Source organism: Alteromonas sp. CyTr2, from assembly GCF_947311905.1.
In the GTDB taxonomy this organism is placed as follows: domain Bacteria; phylum Pseudomonadota; class Gammaproteobacteria; order Enterobacterales; family Alteromonadaceae; genus Alteromonas; species Alteromonas macleodii.
In genome coordinates this window covers 23,154-42,305 of sequence record NZ_CAMZMZ010000015.1, presented here as the reverse complement: position 1 = coordinate 42,305, position 19,152 = coordinate 23,154, and the positions used below count along the sequence as shown (strand labels likewise).

Annotated in this window: 15 protein-coding genes; 9 read left to right on the top strand and 6 right to left on the bottom strand. The window is 45.8% G+C overall.

The window, feature by feature from the left end; all coding sequences use genetic code 11:
* Window positions 1-78: 78 nt before the first annotated feature.
* Window positions 79-894 carry a hypothetical protein gene (locus QME20_RS10045; RefSeq protein ID WP_281715871.1) on the top strand — a complete coding sequence of 272 codons (816 nt, stop codon included), beginning with the start codon at window positions 79-81 and terminating at the stop codon, window positions 892-894.
* Window positions 895-943: 49 nt separating this feature from the next.
* Here QME20_RS10045 and QME20_RS10040 read toward each other — a convergent pair whose 3' ends face one another.
* Complete coding sequence (locus QME20_RS10040; RefSeq protein WP_014975463.1) at window positions 944-1,663, bottom strand: AraC family transcriptional regulator; 720 nt, start codon at window positions 1,661-1,663, stop codon at window positions 944-946.
* Between the two features lie 228 nt (window positions 1,664-1,891).
* Here QME20_RS10040 and QME20_RS10035 point away from each other — a divergent pair, with 228 nt between their 5' ends.
* The 3 genes from QME20_RS10035 to QME20_RS10025 all read left to right on the top strand — a co-directional run bounded on the left by QME20_RS10035 (window position 1,892) and on the right by QME20_RS10025 (window position 5,328).
* Window positions 1,892-3,535: an endonuclease gene (locus tag QME20_RS10035; RefSeq protein WP_281715870.1), complete on the top strand. Its 1,644-nt coding sequence runs from the start codon at window positions 1,892-1,894 to the stop codon at window positions 3,533-3,535.
* A gap of 212 nt (window positions 3,536-3,747) precedes the next feature.
* Entirely contained in the window at window positions 3,748-4,671 is a 924-nt protein-coding gene (locus tag QME20_RS10030) for a DUF808 domain-containing protein (protein WP_014948000.1), read from the top strand.
* 372 nt (window positions 4,672-5,043) lie between these two features.
* Window positions 5,044-5,328 carry a hypothetical protein gene (locus QME20_RS10025; protein ID WP_281715869.1) on the top strand — a complete coding sequence of 95 codons (285 nt, stop codon included), beginning with the start codon at window positions 5,044-5,046 and terminating at the stop codon, window positions 5,326-5,328.
* Between the two features lie 267 nt (window positions 5,329-5,595).
* Here the strand turns inward: QME20_RS10025 and mrcB are convergent, their stop codons facing one another.
* A complete protein-coding gene (mrcB, locus tag QME20_RS10020) occupies window positions 5,596-7,947 on the bottom strand; it encodes a penicillin-binding protein 1B (protein ID WP_281715868.1) in 2,352 nt (783 codons plus the stop codon).
* 267 nt (window positions 7,948-8,214) lie between these two features.
* Here mrcB and QME20_RS10015 point away from each other — a divergent pair, with 267 nt between their 5' ends.
* On the top strand, window positions 8,215-9,498 hold the full coding sequence (locus tag QME20_RS10015; RefSeq protein WP_281715867.1) for a lytic murein transglycosylase: 1,284 nt from the start codon (window positions 8,215-8,217) through the stop codon (window positions 9,496-9,498).
* Window positions 9,499-9,574: 76 nt separating this feature from the next.
* Here QME20_RS10015 and QME20_RS10010 read toward each other — a convergent pair whose 3' ends face one another.
* Window positions 9,575-10,399 carry a DUF4198 domain-containing protein gene (locus QME20_RS10010; protein WP_049588558.1) on the bottom strand — a complete coding sequence of 275 codons (825 nt, stop codon included), beginning with the start codon at window positions 10,397-10,399 and terminating at the stop codon, window positions 9,575-9,577.
* A 194-nt stretch (window positions 10,400-10,593) separates the two neighbouring features.
* Window positions 10,594-13,290: an ATP-dependent helicase HrpB gene (gene hrpB, locus QME20_RS10005; RefSeq protein ID WP_348648755.1), complete on the bottom strand. Its 2,697-nt coding sequence runs from the start codon at window positions 13,288-13,290 to the stop codon at window positions 10,594-10,596.
* A gap of 156 nt (window positions 13,291-13,446) precedes the next feature.
* On the opposite strand from hrpB, the gene thpR reads away from it, so the two are divergent.
* Both thpR and purU read left to right on the top strand, forming a co-directional pair.
* Window positions 13,447-14,100, top strand: a complete 654-nt coding sequence (thpR, locus tag QME20_RS10000; protein ID WP_239300349.1) for an RNA 2',3'-cyclic phosphodiesterase — start codon at window positions 13,447-13,449, stop codon at window positions 14,098-14,100.
* Window positions 14,101-14,285: 185 nt separating this feature from the next.
* Window positions 14,286-15,140 (top strand): formyltetrahydrofolate deformylase, encoded by an 855-nt coding sequence (purU, locus tag QME20_RS09995; protein WP_049588561.1) that lies wholly within the window; start codon window positions 14,286-14,288, stop codon window positions 15,138-15,140.
* 111 nt (window positions 15,141-15,251) lie between these two features.
* On the opposite strand, the gene QME20_RS09990 is transcribed toward purU, so the two are convergent.
* Entirely contained in the window at window positions 15,252-15,692 is a 441-nt protein-coding gene (locus tag QME20_RS09990) for a hypothetical protein (RefSeq protein ID WP_039225121.1), read from the bottom strand.
* Between the two features lie 148 nt (window positions 15,693-15,840).
* Window positions 15,841-16,359 (bottom strand): YgjV family protein, encoded by a 519-nt coding sequence (locus tag QME20_RS09985; protein WP_014947990.1) that lies wholly within the window; start codon window positions 16,357-16,359, stop codon window positions 15,841-15,843.
* Between QME20_RS09985 and QME20_RS09980 the strand changes: the two genes are divergently transcribed.
* Entirely contained in the window at window positions 16,358-16,543 is a 186-nt protein-coding gene (locus tag QME20_RS09980; RefSeq protein ID WP_014975451.1) for a hypothetical protein, read from the top strand. The genes QME20_RS09985 and QME20_RS09980 overlap by 2 nt on opposite strands.
* 69 nt (window positions 16,544-16,612) lie before the next feature.
* Entirely contained in the window at window positions 16,613-18,802 is a 2,190-nt protein-coding gene (locus QME20_RS09975) for a M3 family metallopeptidase (protein WP_039225122.1), read from the top strand.
* Window positions 18,803-19,152 lie beyond the last annotated feature (350 nt).

The following is a 19,152-nucleotide window of genomic DNA, read 5'->3' as shown; positions in this document are numbered from 1 at the left end:
CGGTAAGGTGAGAGGACTAAAAAGTGCGATGAAATTAGGATGGAACTATTCGATAGGGCCCATGGTCTGTTGTTTACTATGACGACTATCACCCCATCTTTCTTTGCGCCTGAGCGCAGCATTGAACACCATTCCGTTGCAAAGAAAACGGCGTGGCGCCCACTATTAATTTCGGGCTGTGCACATGTGTTTGGGGTCATCGTAGTGGTCATACTTTCTCAAATGGGCATCAACAATCAAAAAGCACGAGTAAATGTTTTGGAGCGAACGCCGGAGATAAGCGCCAGACTGTACTATCCCCCCGTTCCACGCCCTCCTGCCCAAGCTAAACCACAAGAAACTAAACCAATCGATGTTTCCCCTAAAAGGCAAGAAATTGAGTTGAAGCCTGACGCAACCAAAGCGACTGAAGCACTTGATAGTAAAAATGAAATTGTAGAAAGCCCTGCGTCCAAGCAGCAGAAAAATGCTGAGCCCGATAAACAGAAGGTACCCGTTGAAAGTAAGCCGACTAATACACTGCCGTCGCCCACATTATCAAAAGACGCAAATCGGCGCGCAGGCTCGTTGAATCTGTCGGTAAAAGATGGCGCAGCCCTCTACTTTGAAAAGTATCACAGTGACAAAGTCGCTGAAGACGCAGAACAGGCAGCAAAAGCATTTCAAGAGCGTAAAAATAGTCCTGTGCTTAGCGGGCCAAGCACACAGCAAATACAAGCTAATGAAAATCGACGCCCTTCAAAACGTGTAAACTGTAGCAGTACGACCAATAAAACTTTGGCGATATTGAGTGGGATTGCTGGTGGAACCTTAGAATGCACCAAAATGGACGACCACAAACGTTTTATAGAAGCCAGAGTCAATAAACTTCCTAAAGACGAAGAGATTAACTAGTTGTCTCTATCAACGATTTACCGTCATGTGAGGTAAGCCCTTATCATAGTCACTTTCTTTTGAAAAACTTAGGGGGTCGCCCGAAATACGCTTTGAACCGGCGACTGAATGCTGCAACATCTTCATACCCTGTTAGCTGAGCTATACCCAACATTGGTGTATCGGTATTTCTAAGTAGTGCTTTGGCCTTTTCCATCCTCACTTTTACAAGGTAATCTCGTAAACTATGCCCGGTGGCTTCTTTAAAGCGTGTTTTGAATTGCGTTGTTCCCATGCAGGCTATCCGTGCTAACTCCACCTGTGTAAAGCCTCGGGCAAGGTCGCGATGAATATGGCTTAATACAGGAGTCATTCGCTTATCCATGCTGCATCCTTTCAAGGATGTTTCTAGCAAGGTTAAAAATAGCGCCAGTATTTCTTCATGGCCTTGGTCAGCAAACTGGCTAATTTGAATCTCTACAAACGATAAAAACGCCTGTAATGCGGACGTTACCTGAAATATCGGGTGCAACCTGTCATTTAAATTAACTGGCACATACTCCAAGTCCGCCACAATAAATTTTGACAGTTCGTTAGCGCTAAAATAATGGACCTCATTCGGCGCTATGCATACGCCTTCGCCTACGCCTACCCGCCCGCTAAAATTATCGATTTCTATCAAGATATGTCCGTTGATGGGCAGCACTAACTGAAAGTAGTTGTGTTTATGGCGGCACGTTTGCTTCGTATATGAGCGTACGGATAGCGATGGAATTGGGCTGTCAGTCATTTTATTGCTCCCAACAGTCCATAATAGGTAGTACTGATCTTTTGCCTAACTCACCGCTTATTTGCATCTATTTCCTTGCCGTTAACTCAGTACTCTCTGCCGTTAGATTAAGCACTTTTATTCATTTTGTCACAAATACGTGCAATATTTGATACGCCTAGGAAGGCGTCGAATACTACGTTTAAGGAATAAATATACATTTAAAATAAAGACAATAACGGAAAATAAATGAATATAAACTTACGTCAAATAGTCGGCTTGGCAAGTGCGTTGTTACCCGCTATCGCCATGGGTCAGGTCTCCAATGGAGACTTTGAAACATGGACGTCTGGCGCACCTAATTCATGGTCAACTATCGACTCCGGCATTAGTGTAGCTGAAAACCCGGCCTACTCATTCTCGGGAAGCAAGTCTGCTGCAGTTACCGTCAATACGACAACGCAAGGTTCAACTGACTTCCGTCAGACAATCAATGTAACCGCCGGTCAAAATTATGAATTTTCAGTGAGGCTATATCACACTGAAGGTGCTGTAAAAGCACGCCTATATGTAGACGGTTATCAAGGTTATTCTGACAACTCATTAACTGGAAACTGGCAACAGCTTACTTTCTCTTATTCCGCTACAGCGTCAAAAGAGATTGAGGTGGGGTTACGCTTTTATGATCAGACGGGCTTTGATGGGTCAGAAACCGTCTATGTAGACGCATTCGAGCCGACTACGCTTGGGTCAGGTGGCAATAACGGCGGTGGAAGCACGTGTGCTAGCCATTCAGGCGTTTTGAACTTAACTACCGACAATTACGGCAGCGAAACCAGTTGGCAAATAACTAACGCAAACAACCAAGTTGAAGCCTCTGGCAGCAGCTACGCTAGCAACCAAAGTTATACTGAAGCGGTTTGCCTTACTGATGGAGAATATACCTTTACCATTAGTGATGCCTATGGCGATGGAATTTGCTGCTCCTATGGCTCTGGCAGCTATAACTTGCTAATAGAGGGCGTGTCTGTTGCTAATGGCGGCTCTTTCGGCGCGAGTGAAAGCACCAGCTTTAGCGTTGGTACAACGAGTGGCGGCGGCAGTGGTGGTGGTTCATCAGAACTCACTGGTTACTATGCAAGTGCCAACGGTCTGTCAGGCTATGCGTTAAAAACCGAGCTTTACAACATTATCAAAAATCATAATACACAAAGCTATGGCGACCTTTGGACATTCTATATTTCATACACAAGCGACAGCTACTATGAAAATGACGGCTCCATTTTGGACATGTATTCAGAAAACCCAAATGGTAGTGACGCTTACAGCTACACGGCTGGTTCTGACCAGTGTGGCAGCTATAGTGGAGAAGGCAGTTGCTATAACCGCGAACACGCCTTCCCGCGCAGCTGGTTTGGCGGTGCAGTCTCGCCGATGAATACTGATGTTCATCACGTTTTTGCAACCGACGGCTACGTTAACGGTCGCCGAAGTAGCTATCCGTACGGTGATGTCGCAAGTGCTACTTATACGTCATCGAATGGTTCCAAACTGGGCGCGGGCTCTTCTGCTTCTGGTTATACAGGCACCGTTTTTGAGCCCATCGACGAGTTCAAAGGTGACTTCGCTAGAGCGTATTTCTACATGGCGACACGTTATGAAAACGTCATTGCAAATTGGGAAACGAATAGCACCTATGGCGACGCAGTGTTGAATGGTACGAGTGATCAAGTATTCGAAAGCTGGTTCTTAACTCTGCTTTTAAGCTGGCATTCTCAAGACCCTGTAAGCCAAAAGGAAATCGATAGGAATGACGCTGCCTTCAATTTCCAGAACAATCGAAACCCTTTTGTTGATCATCCAGAACTGGTAAACAGCATTTGGGGTAATTAACTTCAACATGAGAAGAGCACGAGCGTGCTCTTCTCAACTCACACTTCCTCTGAGTTCGCCTTTTCTGTTGGTGATAGCCCTGAAAATTGCCTAAAACGAATTGTGATTTATCGGCATTATTCCTGATTGTATATCACCCATGTTTTAAGTACGCTAAGCTGCTATTTACTGGGGATTACTCTAACTGTAATACATAACAAAGGATATTCGACGTGGCCGCAGCTAACTTACTTGCCCTACTTGATGATATAGCAACGTTAATGGACGACATCGCAACCATGTCGAAAGTCGCTGCGCAAAAAACAGCGGGCGTTTTGGGCGACGATTTAGCGGTAAACGCCGACCAGGTCCAAGGCGTTAAAGCAGACCGAGAGCTACCTGTTGTATGGGCAGTAGCAAAAGGCTCACTTATTAATAAAGCAATATTGGTTCCTGCGGCATTAGCCATCAGTGCTTTTGTGCCCTCACTTATAACCGTCCTTTTGGTACTGGGCGGGTTATATTTATGTTTTGAAGGTGCAGAAAAACTGCTACACAAATATCTTCCCCACGAAGATGAAGAAAAAACACGAGAAGCCAGAATAGAAGCGCTTACCCACGAAGATGTAGATATGGTAGCGTTTGAGAAAGATAAAATTAAAGGCGCTATACGCACTGACTTTATACTGTCTGCTGAAATTATTGTAATTGCATTAGGCACAGTGACCGATGCAACACTTACTACGCAAATTGGTGTACTAGTAGCACTAAGCTTAGCGATTACCCTTGGCGTTTATGGGCTGGTAGCGGCACTAGTTAAAATGGACGACGTTGGGCTTTACATGCTTCGCAAGTCGTTAACAGGTTCAATGAACACCCTTCAACGATTTATTGGCAGAGCGTTATTAGTTGCCGCCCCCGCATTAATGAAAACCCTTGCGGTTGTAGGCACTGTTGCTATGTTTTTAGTCGGTGGTGGCATCCTCACCCACAGCATTGGCTTTTTGCACGTTATTACCGACTGGTTTACCGCACTTATCCCAGACGCATCGCTGGTTATGTCTATACTTGCTGATGGTGTTGTTGGTATTGCTGCTGGTGTGATCATTGCGCTAGTAGTGACAATGGTTTCACAATTTAGAAGTAAAGCGTCCTAGACCTATTCACTCTTTTATACATTGGCGGCGCCGCTCTTCTTTATAGACTAGCGCCCCTTTTTCTGACCTTTCTCATGGTCACCAGTATCGCTGCGCAAGTGTTAAAAAATTTGCGTTAGTCATTTTGACCACCTCTACACTAAATTCGCTAAATTTTAGTATTTCTTTAATTCCTCAATTCCACCTTTATTTTTTACTAAAAGTTAAAATTCATTAAATTCATATACTTACCTTATTTTTACGAGTTGGCACATCCCTCGCTATAAACTAATTGTTAATTGATAACGACTTATTATCGAAACCTTTAGCAACATGATAGCTGCCACGCAGTATGTTCAAGTGCAGTGTCTAACTTAATTTTTGGAGATTACTATGTTTATCGGTCGCAAAACTTTCACTGCACTAACTTTAGCAACTAGCGTATTGGGCGCATCAGCGTTCGCTGACGACACTCAGAACAACATTGTTTCGCATACAGATTTCATCGTTGAAAGCGCCATGCATGACGTAAAGCAGAACTTGGACCTAGGCGTGACTTATGACGTGTTAACTGCAAGCCATACGTTTGAGCCAGAAGTAAAAGAAGCAAATGCATTGGTTGCTGACATCACTATTACGCCGATTGAGCCTATCAGCTCAGACGATAACGACGCATAAGGAGAATGCACATGTTAACCGCCGCAACCCTATTTATGGTGGTACTCGGACCGGTTATTGCGTTTGTAGTCAGTGCGCTGGTGTTTTCAACAGCGCGCCTATTCCTTCAGAAAGGTCACTGAAAACGCAATAAAAACAAATAGGAACCTAACCGACTACCGCTAAAAGATTTGCCTTCCCTGGGCCTTTTACTCCAGAGGGAGATAGAAAGCACGGACTGTATCCCAGCCAAGTGATTGTGTTTTCTATCTTCTTACTGGAGTTTTTTCATCCGAATATCCGTTCCCACCAGCTTTTATCATCCTTGTCGCTGTCTTTGTCTACAGGACGGCCTGAACAATCTTGTTGAGGTGGAGGAAGCACATCCAAAATAGCCGGTACGCTTAAACTCCCAGCACATCCTGCAACCACAACCGCGCCGGTCTTGGCGTCAAAATGTGCAATGCCTAAGCCTTTTGGGAAACGCCTTGATAATGACTTGGGTGACTGAGATTTCATGTAGTTTATAAAGACGGGCAAGGCCCCACCTGCACCGGTCAAATTAACCGGTTGGTTGTCATCATTGCCTACCCAAACCGTAACCACATTGTTTCTATCGAAGCCACTAAACCAGCTATCGCGGTAATCGTCAGTGGTGCCCGTTTTGCCAGCCATATTCACATTCCCAAAATTCCAACCGATGCGCTTCGCAGTACCTTCGGTGGTTACTTTATACAAGGCATAGTTGAGCAAATAGGTTGCTGCTTCATCGGTGCGCTGAGCAAAAAACTCCGCCTTTTTCCAAAGCAGCGCGTTATCTGCTGTTACTACAGAAGTCACCGTATGAAGAGGTATGTAACGCCCATCATTTGATAAGGTCTGGTACATTTGGTTTGTGCTAAATGGTGTCAATTCAAAAGCACCAAGGGTCAACGACGGTACTTTATCTACGGGGGTGGTTACCCCTAATCGCTCTATCGTATCGGCTAGCGCATCAAGCCCTATCTGCATGCCTAAATTAACCGTAGGTATATTTAAAGACTCGACTAGCCCTTGAAGTAAAGGCACCTGACCTCTGAACTCTTTATCGTAGTTTTGCGGCGACCACGTTTTTCCATTTCGACTTTCAAGGGTAATGGGTTCGTCTTTAAGCGGCGTTGCCAAGTTAAATTGTGTTGGATCTTCTAGTGCGGTTAAGTAAACCGCAGGTTTAATCAACGAGCCTATAGGGCGTTTTGCGTCTAGTGCTCGGTTAAAGCCTTTGAACGCAAAGTCTTTTCCGCCAACGATAGCGCGTACTTCACCACTTGCACTATCTGTGACTACCATTGCGCCCTGTAATGGCACTTTCCTGTCTTTTTGCAAACCGTCTAGCGTACCCGACAATGCACTTTCAGCGCGGCGCTGGGCTACGATATCAAGTGTTGTAAACACTTTTACGCCCGAATCTCTTAAGCTAGGCTCAGCCAGAATTTCATTGAGTTCCCGACGAACCTGCTCCATGAAAGCAGGGTGTTTACCGCTTGCTAAGCTAGCCCCACTGGCGAGCCCTAACGGCATATTCACAAAACGTTCGTAGTCTTGACGACTAATTTCATTTTCATCAAACAGCATGCGCAACACTAAATCACGACGCTCTTTCGTGCGCTCAGCATATTTGCGTGGGTTGTAATAAGATGGGCCTTTAATAATAGCAACCAACGTGGCTATTTCGGGCGTACTTAGCTCGTTAGCTGGTCGGTCAAAATAGAAATAGCTGGCAAGTCCAAAACCATGTACGGCCATATCGCCATTTTGCCCCAAAAACACTTCGTTTAAGTACGCTTCAATAATTTCTGACTTGCTGTAACGGGCATCAATGATCACCGCCATAATGGCTTCTTTTGCCTTACGCACAATGGAGCGCTCACGGGTTAAAAACATGTTTTTAACCAGCTGCTGCGTTAGCGTACTGCCGCCTTGAACCGTTCGTCCGGCTGCAATGTTTGCCATTAGAGCCCGCAATATTGAAAGCGGCGCAACGCCATGGTGATTATAAAAATTGCGGTCTTCCACCAGGGTTAGCGCTTTTGGCAACATTTCAGGAATGGTGTCTAACGTTACCAGCATACGGTCTTCTTGAGACCCGCTTGTCATGCGCGTTACTAACCAGGGTTCTAGCTTTGCAGAACCATACGGGCGGCCTTGCGACTTGTCATAAATTTCCCCAATACGTGCACCTTCCCACGTTATCACTAAATGACGCAAAGGCTCTGCGCCTTCTGGAAACTGAAACGCGCGGCGCTGTACAGTCAGCACCTTATTTTGATAGCTATATTCACCGCTACTGTCGGCAAAGGTTACCTTGCGGTAGCCCAGCAAAATGAGCTCATCAATGACTTCTTGGGGCGTTATCTCTTCACCTTTGCTGATTTCCAACGGACGGGCGAAGATCTGCGCGGGAACTTCCCATTTATTTCCAGAGAACGCATGCTTAATTTGGGCGTCAAGGTAGAAGGCATACGCCCCAAGCACAACCAAACCAATAAGAGTGACTCGCCAAAACAGTTTGAAAAACCACGAGCGCTTGGCCGAGCCTTTGCCATTGCTTGATGCTTTACTTTTTGAAGATGGATTGTCTTTTGTCTGTCTTTTTGCCACGTGAAAACGCCATGAAGATCATTGAGGATGACATCGCACATATTGCGATATGGATTTAACGAACGCCTTTAAAACGTTAGTTTTAATAGTATCAACATTACCATTCAGGCCGCCTCTCAACAACTGTTTCCAAATATGCACACTCCGAATTTGTATACTTCTGAAACGTCCCATGGCGCTAATATGTTGAAGGACTAAAATGAATTTTACTCGCGTTTCACGGTCACAATGCGATAGCATGCTGGCAAGTAACACAGGAACCGTACTATGCGCTTAGCTTCATTTAAGTCTTCTTTTTTCTCTACTCGTTCGCCTAAAGGGGCCAAGTCTTACGCCTCATTTCTTCGACCGTCACTTCGCACGTCTATGGCGCTGCTTCTCGCGGGTGCGACAATGAATTCAGCGCTAGCCAATGAACAATTCGCTAGCTGCACCGCAGCGCTTGCTGATAAAGCCAAGCAGGAAGGGGTTAGCCAGCAGACTATCGATAATGTGTTTCCTCGTCTTGTTCACCAAGACCGTGTGATTGAGCTAGACCGAAGCCAACCAGAATTTGTACAAACCTTTCCGGGCTACTTCAGCAAGCGCGTTACCGACTGGCGTACCGAAAAAGGTAAAGAGATGTATGCAAAGCACGACAAGCTTTTGCATAAGCTAAGTGAAAAATACGGCGTGCCTCCTCATTATCTGCTTGCTTTTTGGGGGCTAGAAACAAACTTTGGCTCTTACAAAGGCAAAATGCCGGTACTCGATTCGCTTGCCACTTTAGCGTGTGATAAGCGACGAAGCACCTACTTCACTCAAGAGTTTCTTGTTGCTGTGAAATTGATGGAGCGAGAGAAGCTGCAAAAAGAAGACATGATTGGCTCGTGGGCCGGTGCCATGGGGCACACCCAATTTATGCCTTCGGCCTATACCCACTACGCTATTGATGGCGATGGCGACGGACAAATAAACTTGTGGGCAAGTGAAGAAGATGCGTTGTCTTCTGCGGCAAACTTTCTTGCCAACTTGGGTTGGGAGCGCAGCTTCCGCTGGGGTCGTGAAGTGCAACTGCCGGAGAACTTTGACTATCAAGAGTCAGGCTATAAAAATAGAAAATCTCTCAGTGAATGGCACGCCCAAGGCGTGAAAAAAGCTGATGGTTCTGAATTGGGCGAAGGCGATACTACCGCCTATGTTATTGTGCCAGCTGGTCACAACGGCCCTGCCTTTATCGCCTACAAAAACTTCCGCGTTATTATGCGCTGGAACAACTCAGAGTTTTATGCCATTGCCGTAGGTGTATTGGCCGACCGCATCGCTGGCGCGTCTGGCATTAAAGCCACGTTACCGGATCTACCTGCGTACAATCGCAAAGATATTATTGCCCTTCAAAGCAAGCTGAATGATTTGGGCTTTGATGTGGGTAAGCCTGACGGCATTATTGGCCCCGCTACCCGTGAAGGCATTCGCAATTACCAAATTAGTAACAACATGATTGCAGATGGTTTCCCAGGCCTTGAAGTGATGGCTGCACTTAAGATCGACCTTGAAACGACGACTTCTTAAATTTGATATATGCTGCGCCATTTCTGGCGCGCATTCACTGTTTGGTATTTTCAGTGGCCTACAAGGTGTAAACCACTCACTTTGTTGGTGACTGAAAGTACTCAAACGTTAAGCTTGAAAAATAGGTTTCGAAATCTGCAGCCGAGCTATTTGTAAGTGGGACTCCCCAAACTGTATTCAGAATTACAGGTCCTTCGACGTCAAATTTAAATGTCGCCTTGCCCTCACTATCCGTTTTAACCGCTTGCTCTTTAGCGCTGTGATCAACCAAGGAATACGCATCGATAAGCGCGTTACTCAAAGGCTTACCTTTAAATAATACCTGAACAGATAGCGTGTTTCCTGCAAGCTTGTAAGGATGTTCAAGAGGCACTATTTCCAATGTGTGGCCAATGGGTTTTAATACGTTGTTCGTTACCGCATCGCCAACTTGCACAATGGTTTTCGCCTTTCTAGAGTACAGCTCTTTGCCGGCGATGTCGTTTTGTCCCCTCACCTTGCGGTGCGCCAATACCTCAGTTAAGCCTTCTTCTTTTGCATACTGATTAAACTTCTTCGCTCTTAATGTGCTTGTGGCGTGATAGCTTTCAAACCCTATGACGTGAGTACCGGATGGGAGCTTGGTTGTTTTTGCCATGCCCGGCAGCATTGAGGTTTTAGGTACAACACTGGCAGCCATATCAGTCACACCGTCAAAAGAGTAGGTGCGCAACGCGACTATTCTATCCCATGCAAGGTTCCAATGAGAGGTATCTTCCTTATGACCCACTTTAAACTGCAATGCCAGCGAATTCGGTTCTTGAGAACGATATGCTGTGGGTTCTAGCCAAAAATCGTGAGCGTAAACGTTAATTGAAGTAGCAAATAAAAAAGCAGCAGTAGCAATACAAGATAATTTCATTGCGGAGTTTAACCTGTAAATAAGAGTGAGGTTTCATACTCCAACTTAGCGCAAGTTTCAGCGTACGACCACTGTCGTAAAAAACATACTGTGTACGAAACTGGCATAAAGGAAAATGGCGTATAGATACTTCTCTTGTTTAAAATAAATAAAAATCACCTGAAAACGATGGTTTGTGTAGCCGTATCAGCGCGCTACATATGCTTTTTTGTTTTGCTGGTCGGCGATGCATTTGCGGGGTCATCTGGCCAAAAGTGCTTTGGATAGCGCCCCTTCATTTCTTTTTGTATTTCCTTATAACTGCCATGCCAAAAGGCGGCTAAATCACTGGTGGTTTGCAATGGCCTACCTGCTGGCGACAGCAGCTCACATACAACGGTAATTCGCCCACCCGCTATCGTTAATGGCGTGCCTTGAGAATATAACTCTGGCATTTTGACCGACAGCACCACATCTCCATTATCGCGATAATCCAGGCTAGCCTCTCTGCCCGTTGGAATAGTCACGTGAGTTGGCAAGAGTGTGGCTAAGGCATCTTGCTGAGGCCAAGAAAGACCATTATTCAAGGCTGTTTTCCACGGTAACTGCTTAAGGTTTTTGATGTTTTTACAGTTTTTTAAGACGGGCGCTAAACTGTCTTTGGCCTGGTGCACGAGAGCGCTCAATGACAACGGCCACGGATCGGGTTCATCGAAGGCTTTGTCTTGTGGCAAATTGAGCTTCCCAGCCATTGCCACTCTTCGCCACCATTGCCAGTCTGCGTCAGAAAGCGGCCAGCTTGATAGAGGAAGTGCATCAAGATAGGCGAACCATGCGTTGCATAACGCATCATCCCAGAATGCTTTTTCACGACTTTTTTCCTGTCCAGAAACCGGTGTGCTATTTAACGTTATCTCATAAAAGCCCGTACTTACTCTGGCTTCCATTACCCCAGTATCGCTGTTAAGAATAACGCTGCGCTTTTCGCTGAATGCGTCAGGGAACGCTAAACTCAACCCGCGTTCATGTACAGGCTGTGCCAAGCGTATTGCCACCGTGCTTTTTATCAGCTGCCCGTCGAGCACTGCCAGCCATGGTCCATCGCCATTTTCACTCTCATTAGAAATGGACGCACTACCAGCAGCAGTGAGCTCTGCACCTTTGCCACTTGCCAGTTTGTATTCGACTATACCGGTCTTAGGCTTACCGTTTGTTGTATTCGAGCTCTCTGCCGATTTATCTGACGCACTGCGCCTATAGCCCACCTGCAAAGGAAATGCGATAGCGATACAAAGCCCAAGGGCTTGCTCGTCTAGTTCGTTAATATCAGGCTTAAAGCGTTGTGCTTTTCCATCATTATTTTGCACGTAGCGCGCATAACGGGTAGCTTGCTGTGTAAGCTGACTGCGCGTGTTGCTATTGGCGTGGAGCAGCGCACCCACGACATTTGTTGCGCCACCTACACTGATATTACTCTCGCTAAGAGCCACAACAAAGGGAGCAGCGTGGCGAAGCGCGTCGTTTATATCGGCACTAAGTCCATCAACTCCTTGTTTAATGGTGAGTAATAAATGGGCTAAGTGAGGTTGACAAGGTAACTGGGCCAACGCTCTTCCATAGGGAGTAATACTGGATTGTGAGATAGCGTTAACGCGCTGAAGCTTTTGTTGTGCAACCTGTTGCTGCGCTTGTGTAGGCTTCGTCAACAATGCCAAGGTATCTGGGCTACTGCCCCAGGCTAAGGTATCAAGCAAAAAGCTACTTAAGTCTTCCTTTTCAATTTGCGCCGCATTGTGTTTGGCCAAACGCTCGAAGCTGCTTTTGCTACACAAACGATAGCAGGTTCCGGCCATTACACGCCCCGCGCGCCCCGCTCTTTGAATGGCGGATGCTTGCGAAATGCGCTGCTGGGTAAGCGCAGTTATGTCACTGGACGGATGATACTGAGCACTGTTTTCCCATAGGCTATCAATAACCACCGTCACGCCTTCAATGGTAAGACTCGTTTCAGCAATATTGGTAGATAATATGACTTTTCGTCTGCCTTGCGGGTCTGGCGTAATAGCGGCTTGTTGCACAGATTTACTTAACGCTCCATAGAGCATGTGAACGGCCATGTCCGCACTCTCAGCTAACCCTTTTATTTCTTTGGCAACAGCATTGATGCTTCCTCGCCCAGGAAGGAAAACCAAAATATCACCGTCGTGTTCGCCTACGGCCTGCTTTATGATATTGCAGGTTTTGGGTACTAACTCATGCGCCTGCACATCTTGTGTGTAGCGGATGTCAACGGGAAACATGCGCCCTTGCGTATTCAAGTTTACCACTGGCGGCACGCTATGCGCATTGAGCAACATTTGAAGGGGTGCTACATCCAAGGTAGCCGACATTACAACTAATCGTAAGTCATCGCGAAGCCCAGACTGTACTTCAAGCGCTAGTGCCAAACCGAAGTCACTGTGAATACTGCGTTCATGAAATTCATCGAAGACGATAGCGGCTACTCCATCAAGCTCAGGGTCTTGCTGAATCATGCGAGTCAGCACCCCTTCGGTTATGATCTCAAGCCGAGTGGCAGACGATGTTTTCGACTCCCCTTTAATGCGATAGCCAACCGTTTCGCCCACATTTTCATTTAATTGCCTAGCTAAGTAGTCCGCAAGGTTTCTCACCACCACGCGCCGTGGCTGCATAAGTAATATTTTTCCTTTAAGCGATGATTTCAGCAGTGACAAAGGAAGTACGGTGGACTTTCCCGCGCCCGGAGGAGCCCCTATGATGACGTTGCTATCGGCTACAGCTTCTTCAAGCGGCGTAACGAGTTCATAAGCGGGTAAGTGAGAAAACGGCTGTAACATAAAGGGCATAAAGGTGTTATAAGTTGATGTGTATAGTGTACCTGATTTGAGCAATGCACCCGAACCTCACTGCTATTTTTTTAGATTTGGCAAATAGCTCAATACTTGCGTCTTGTTTTGGAAATCGCAGGTAGCGCCATGATAAACTTAGGTTTATATGGACATTAACGTGATGTACAAGCTAAAGGGCAAATTGGAAGGAGGAAAGCTATGCGAAGCTTTATTGGTTTAGATCTTAGCGCCACAGAAAAACTTGCTCTAGATAGCTGGCGCCAACAGGCATTGCCTGAAGTTATGCCCCGTCAATGGGTAAAAAGCGAGTATACCCGTTCTCGAAAGTCTACCAATGCGCGCTACGAGCACACCAATAGCCAAGGACCCGCGCAACCGTACGCAGTGCCGGCGGCGAACTTCCACATAACGCTTAGCTTTTTAGGTGAGATAAATCATCGGCAGCACGAAGCGTTGGTGTATGAACTCGATCAGCTTGTGAGCGAACCCTTTTCTCTAACCCTCGATGCGACGGGATTATGGAACGGTCCTAAGATACTCTTCGCTTCGCCGACAGATGCGCCAAAGGCGCTAGGTGAACTCGCCAAATTGTCGCGAAAAGCAGCCCGCAAGGCGGCAATAGAGGTAGAAAGCAGAGAATATAAGCCTCACGTTACACTTGTCAGAAAGGCTACGTCGAGCTTGCCTCTTCCCCTTTACAGCCCCAATGTAGACGTTCACGTTTCGGCATTTCACCTTTTTGAGTCTGTCTCTACACCGCAAGGGGTAGTCTACCCTATCCGCCAGTCTTGGCCGTTAAAACACAATATGTCGGTGAGAGAAAAGCTGCGCCGAGGGATAACAGACGAATAAAGGCAAACGCAATACCGTGCTAACTTGGGTAAACTGATGTCCATTTGACTCGCACCTTTTGAGCTTAAGACCTCGTGTGATTATGAGTTATAGCAATTTAAGCTGGTTTAAAGTAGCGCGCCGCCTTTACAACGCATGGCGGCACAGGTAAAAAGAAAGCCTGTTTTTTTATTCAAACTGCCCAAATGCAACAAACATTTAGATTAGTAATAGACTGCCCAGACCAAATTGGGCTCGTTGCCAGCGTGTCGCAATTTTTGGCCGACCATAACGCTACCATCGTTGAAGCAAGCCATCACACTGACTTACAAACCGGCCGCTTTTTCATGCGCCATGAAATTAGCACCGACTCGCTAAAGTTAGATCATCAAAGCTTTGTTAAAGAATTCGCCCCGCTTGCTAACGAATATCAGATGAACTGGAAGCTGAGCGACTCCAGCAAAAAACAGCGCGTCGCTCTGCTTGCCAGCCTTGAGTCTCACTGTTTAGTTGACCTGCTTCACCGCTGGCACACAGGCGAACTACACTGTGATATTCCGGTTATTATTGGCAACCACCCGCAAATGAAACAGTTTGCAGACTGGTACAAAGTCCCTTTCCATTGGGTAGACTTTAAAGCGTTAGGGAAAGAAGCCGCTTTTGCGCAAATCACGACTTTACTTCAAGAATACAAAATTGATTTGACCGTGCTTGCCCGCTTTATGCAGATTTTACCTGATACGCTTTGCCAAGAGTTGCAAGGTAAAGCCATTAACATTCACCACAGCTTCTTGCCGAGCTTTGCAGGTGCTAAGCCTTACCAGCAAGCCTATGATCGCGGCGTAAAGTTAATCGGCGCAACCTGTCACTACGTAACTAAAGATTTAGATGAAGGCCCTATTATTGAGCAAAGCGTTAAGCGTATTAGTCACAGCGACAGTGCAGCTGATATGGTGCGTAAGGGTAAAGATTGTGAAGTAACGGCATTAGCTCATGGCGTGCGCTACCACTTAGAAGACCGCGTGATTATTCATAGAAATAAGACCGTGGTGTTTGCGTAAGTCTTTACAGTGATAAATTAAAAAAGCCCGCGAGTAAACATTACTTTCGGGCTTCTCTTTACACTGTTTTTCGCTCTACACTTTTTTTGCTTTACACTTTTTTCGCTTTATTTAGACATTCTTTTTTACGTTGTTAAATCCATCATCACCAAGCACCTCTTGAAGTCTCGCTTTTATTACGGCTTCCTTATGAGGATAGTGAAAGTCAAACCCTTTACCGTTGCCGCTTTCCAAAATGACTCCAAGGTAATGGTGAGAAAAATTCAGCGCATAGATAGTATTGGCGTTCACCCTGAGGGGCTGGCGATCAAGTCCCTGTAAAAAATGAAACACCACAAAATCACCATCTTTTTCTATCAATTTTTCAATGGGATATCTATTACCGAAGCGCCTGCTTCTTAAATAAGAGAAAAAGCCTATACATAGCCCAACACTACCTAGGGTAGCCGCTAGTTTAACTTCACCTTCTGCAGTGATATTTAAAATAAAAAGAGCCAGTAGAAACACTGGAACACCAAGAAATAGTGCCTTGTCGATGGGTTTGCGTTGCATCGTCTTCCCTGTGAAATTTTGATTCCCTTTAAAGACGCAATAAATCACAAAGCGGCTATGGTTTCAATACAAGCAACGGTTTCAATACGTCCACTTTCTTGTCATTAGGTTAGTGCAGTTATCGGTCTGACATTAACTACTTTACGCTTCAAACAGGGCTGGTGCGCATGGCACGTCTTAGCTTCATGTAATACCACAGGTTCGAGGCTGCAAACAGGGCTTCAGTAATTGCTAATCCCCACGTTTGCGTAATTATTCCGTACGCAGTGAAGTTGATGGAGCCAATAATCATGCATACCCTTAAACCCGCTTCCTTACAGTGAAGTTCACCAAACCGGTATGCCATAAAAGTTAACACCGGCATAGCTTCAACTAACGATGTTTTACCGGTTAGGTTATTCACCGTCAGCACAATAACCATCATAGAGATTAATGTAATGTAGGTTGCCACAGGAGACAGTAGTTTTTGTTTTATTAAACGATAACTGGTACTCAGCCCTGCCACCGTAATTACTACGGCTCCTCCCCACGCTTGCTCGAAAACCAAAAGTGAGCCAATAGCAATACATAACCCTAAATTCAGTAGCAGTAATTTACGCTCAGTGTTCGACCAAAAGGAGGCCAAAGCGAATGCAACGGGAAACGCGTGAAGAAGTAATTCAAACATGATGATCACAGTAAAAAAGTCAGTGGTTTACGAGCTGCGGAAGACAGCTATTCAGAACGCGCGCAGTGTAATTTCCAACCAGCATAAAGCCAATCAAAATTTGACCAATTTCGACGAATTGCATATCAGCGCGATTTCTCTTCAAACCGCTGTGCTGCAAGGAATTACGTTAAAGAGCATTTAACTTATTTTTACATTATCTTAAGATGGTTTTTGTCATAAAACGTATAGATAAAAACAGACAGGAAAACTCATGGGTAAATTTAAATCATCACTCACCGCTATGGCGGTTGTGGTTGCACTCGGTGCATGTTCAGAACAAAAAGCACCTGAGACCACCAGCACAGATGTACAAAATACAGCGACATCTCAACAAGCACAGTTTGATAACGTGCTGCTTCAAGAGTTTAAAGGCCCGTACGGTGGCGTGCCTGCTTTCGATAAAATGAATTTGGAAGATTTGAAGCCTGCGCTAGAAAAAGCCATGGAACTGAATCTTAAAGAGATCGAAGCCATCGCAAATAACGAAGCGCCACCAACGTTTGAAAACGTCATTGTTGAAATGGAGCGCGCAGGTGCAGAGCTTGGACGCGTATTCACGTATTACGGCATTTGGAGCTCAAACAAGTCTAGCCCTGAATTCCGCGAAATTCAGGCCGAGATGTCACCAAAACTGTCAGCCTTCTTCACTCAAATTACGCAAAATGAAAAACTCTTTGAAAGAGTGAAAACGGTGTACGAGTCTGATGAACTGAAATCGCTCACGCCAGAAGAACAGCGTATTACGTGGATGACTTACAACAGCTTCGCGCGCAACGGTGCAACGTTAGATGGCGAAGCGAAAAAGCGCTATGCTGAAATTAACCAAGAACTTGCTACGCTGCACACCAAGTTTTCTAACAACGTGCTAGCAGACGAAGAAAACTACGTTACTTATATTACTGAAGACCAGCTTGACGGCCTACCCGCTTCGTTCGTAAAGGCAGCTAAAGCGGCAGCAGAGTCTCGCGGCGAAGAAGGTAAGTATGCGATTACCAATACGCGTTCGTCTATGGACCCGTTCTTGACCTACTCAACCAATCGAGAGCTTCGCGAAAAAGTATGGCGTACTTACTACAACCGCGGTGACAATGCCGACGAGTTTGATAACAATGACATTATCAAGCGCATCCTAACCCTTCGAGATGAGCGCGTTGAGCTGTTAGGTTACGAAAATTACGCACAGTGGCGTTTAGAAGATCGTATGGCGAAGAACCCAGAAAACGCCATGGATCTGATGATGAAAGTATGGCCTGCCGCTATTGCTCGCGTTGAAGAAGAAGTGGCCGACATGCAGGCCATTGCCGATGAAGAAGGTGCAGACATCACTATTGCGCCATGGGACTACCGCTTCTATGCAGAAAAAGTGCGCCAAGCGAAGTACGACCTAGATTCAAACGAAGTAAAGCAGTACTTACAGCTTGATAAGCTGCGCGAAGCGATGTTTTACGTTGCAGGTCGCTTGTTCAACTTCAACTTCACACCTGTTGAAGAAGGCAAAGTACCCGTTTTCCACGAAGACGTGAAAGTATGGGAAGTAACTGACAAAGACAGCGGTGAGCATATCGGTCTTTGGTACCTTGACCCATTCTCACGCCAAGGTAAACGCTCTGGTGCTTGGGCAACGACGTATCGCTCTTACACCACGTTCGATGGCAAGAAGACCGTATTGTCTTCAAACAATTCGAACTTCGTGAAAGGTGCTGATGGCGAAGCTACACTTATTTCGTGGGATGATGCTGAAACCTACTTCCATGAATTTGGTCATGCTCTTCACTTCTTAGCGTCTGACGTAGAATACCCGTCTTCGCATTCTGGCGTACGCGATTACACTGAGTTCCAGTCTCAGTTATTAGAGCGCTGGTTGACCACCGATGAGGTAATCAACAACTATCTGGTTCACCATGAAACAGGCGAGCCAATTCCAGCAGAACTAGTTGAGAAGATTAAGAAGGCCTCAACCTTCAATGAAGGCTTCAAAACCACTGAGTACATGGCTTCTGCCATTATGGATCTGAAGTATCATACTACCGATCCTAGCAAGATTGACCCTGATACTTTTGAGCGTGAAGAGCTTAAGAAGCTTGGTATGCCAGAAGAAATCGTTATGCGTCACCGTTCACCTCACTTCGGTCACGTGTTCTCGGGTGAAGGTTATGCTGCGGCCTATTACGGCTACATGTGGGCAGAGGTTCTTACTGCTGACGCAGCAGAAGCCTTTATGGAAGCACCGGGTGGTTTCTACGATAAAGAAGTAGGCGATCGCTTAGTGAAATACCTATTCGCCGTACGTAACGCAATGGATCCAGCTGAAGCATATCGCAAGTTCCGTGGTCGTGACGCCAAGGTAGACGCATTGATGCGTGACCGTGGTTTCCCTATTCCTAAGGAAAGCAAAGAGTAAGTTAACGTCCTTACCCTTCCTAGGTCCTGTTGTTATTCGCTGTACATCAAAGAGCAACAGGCCCTAGCTGTGGCTAATTAAATATTTAGCTTCAGTACGCCATTTGCCCTCTTGTTTTCTTCGTAAAGCAGAGGGCTTTTTTGTAACTGACGTTTTTGTAAAGCCTCATCTTTCTATTGACCTATTGGTCAATTATGCTTCACAATCTCTTTGCCCTAGCAAAAAGTATAAACCTTGCAGGGAAAAGGTCGATAACTTGTCTGCGCTTTAAAAATAACAATAGCACTAGCGTAAGAATCAGAGAGTAGTACTGACCCGCCTAGGACTCATTATCAGACGTTGCTGTGCCT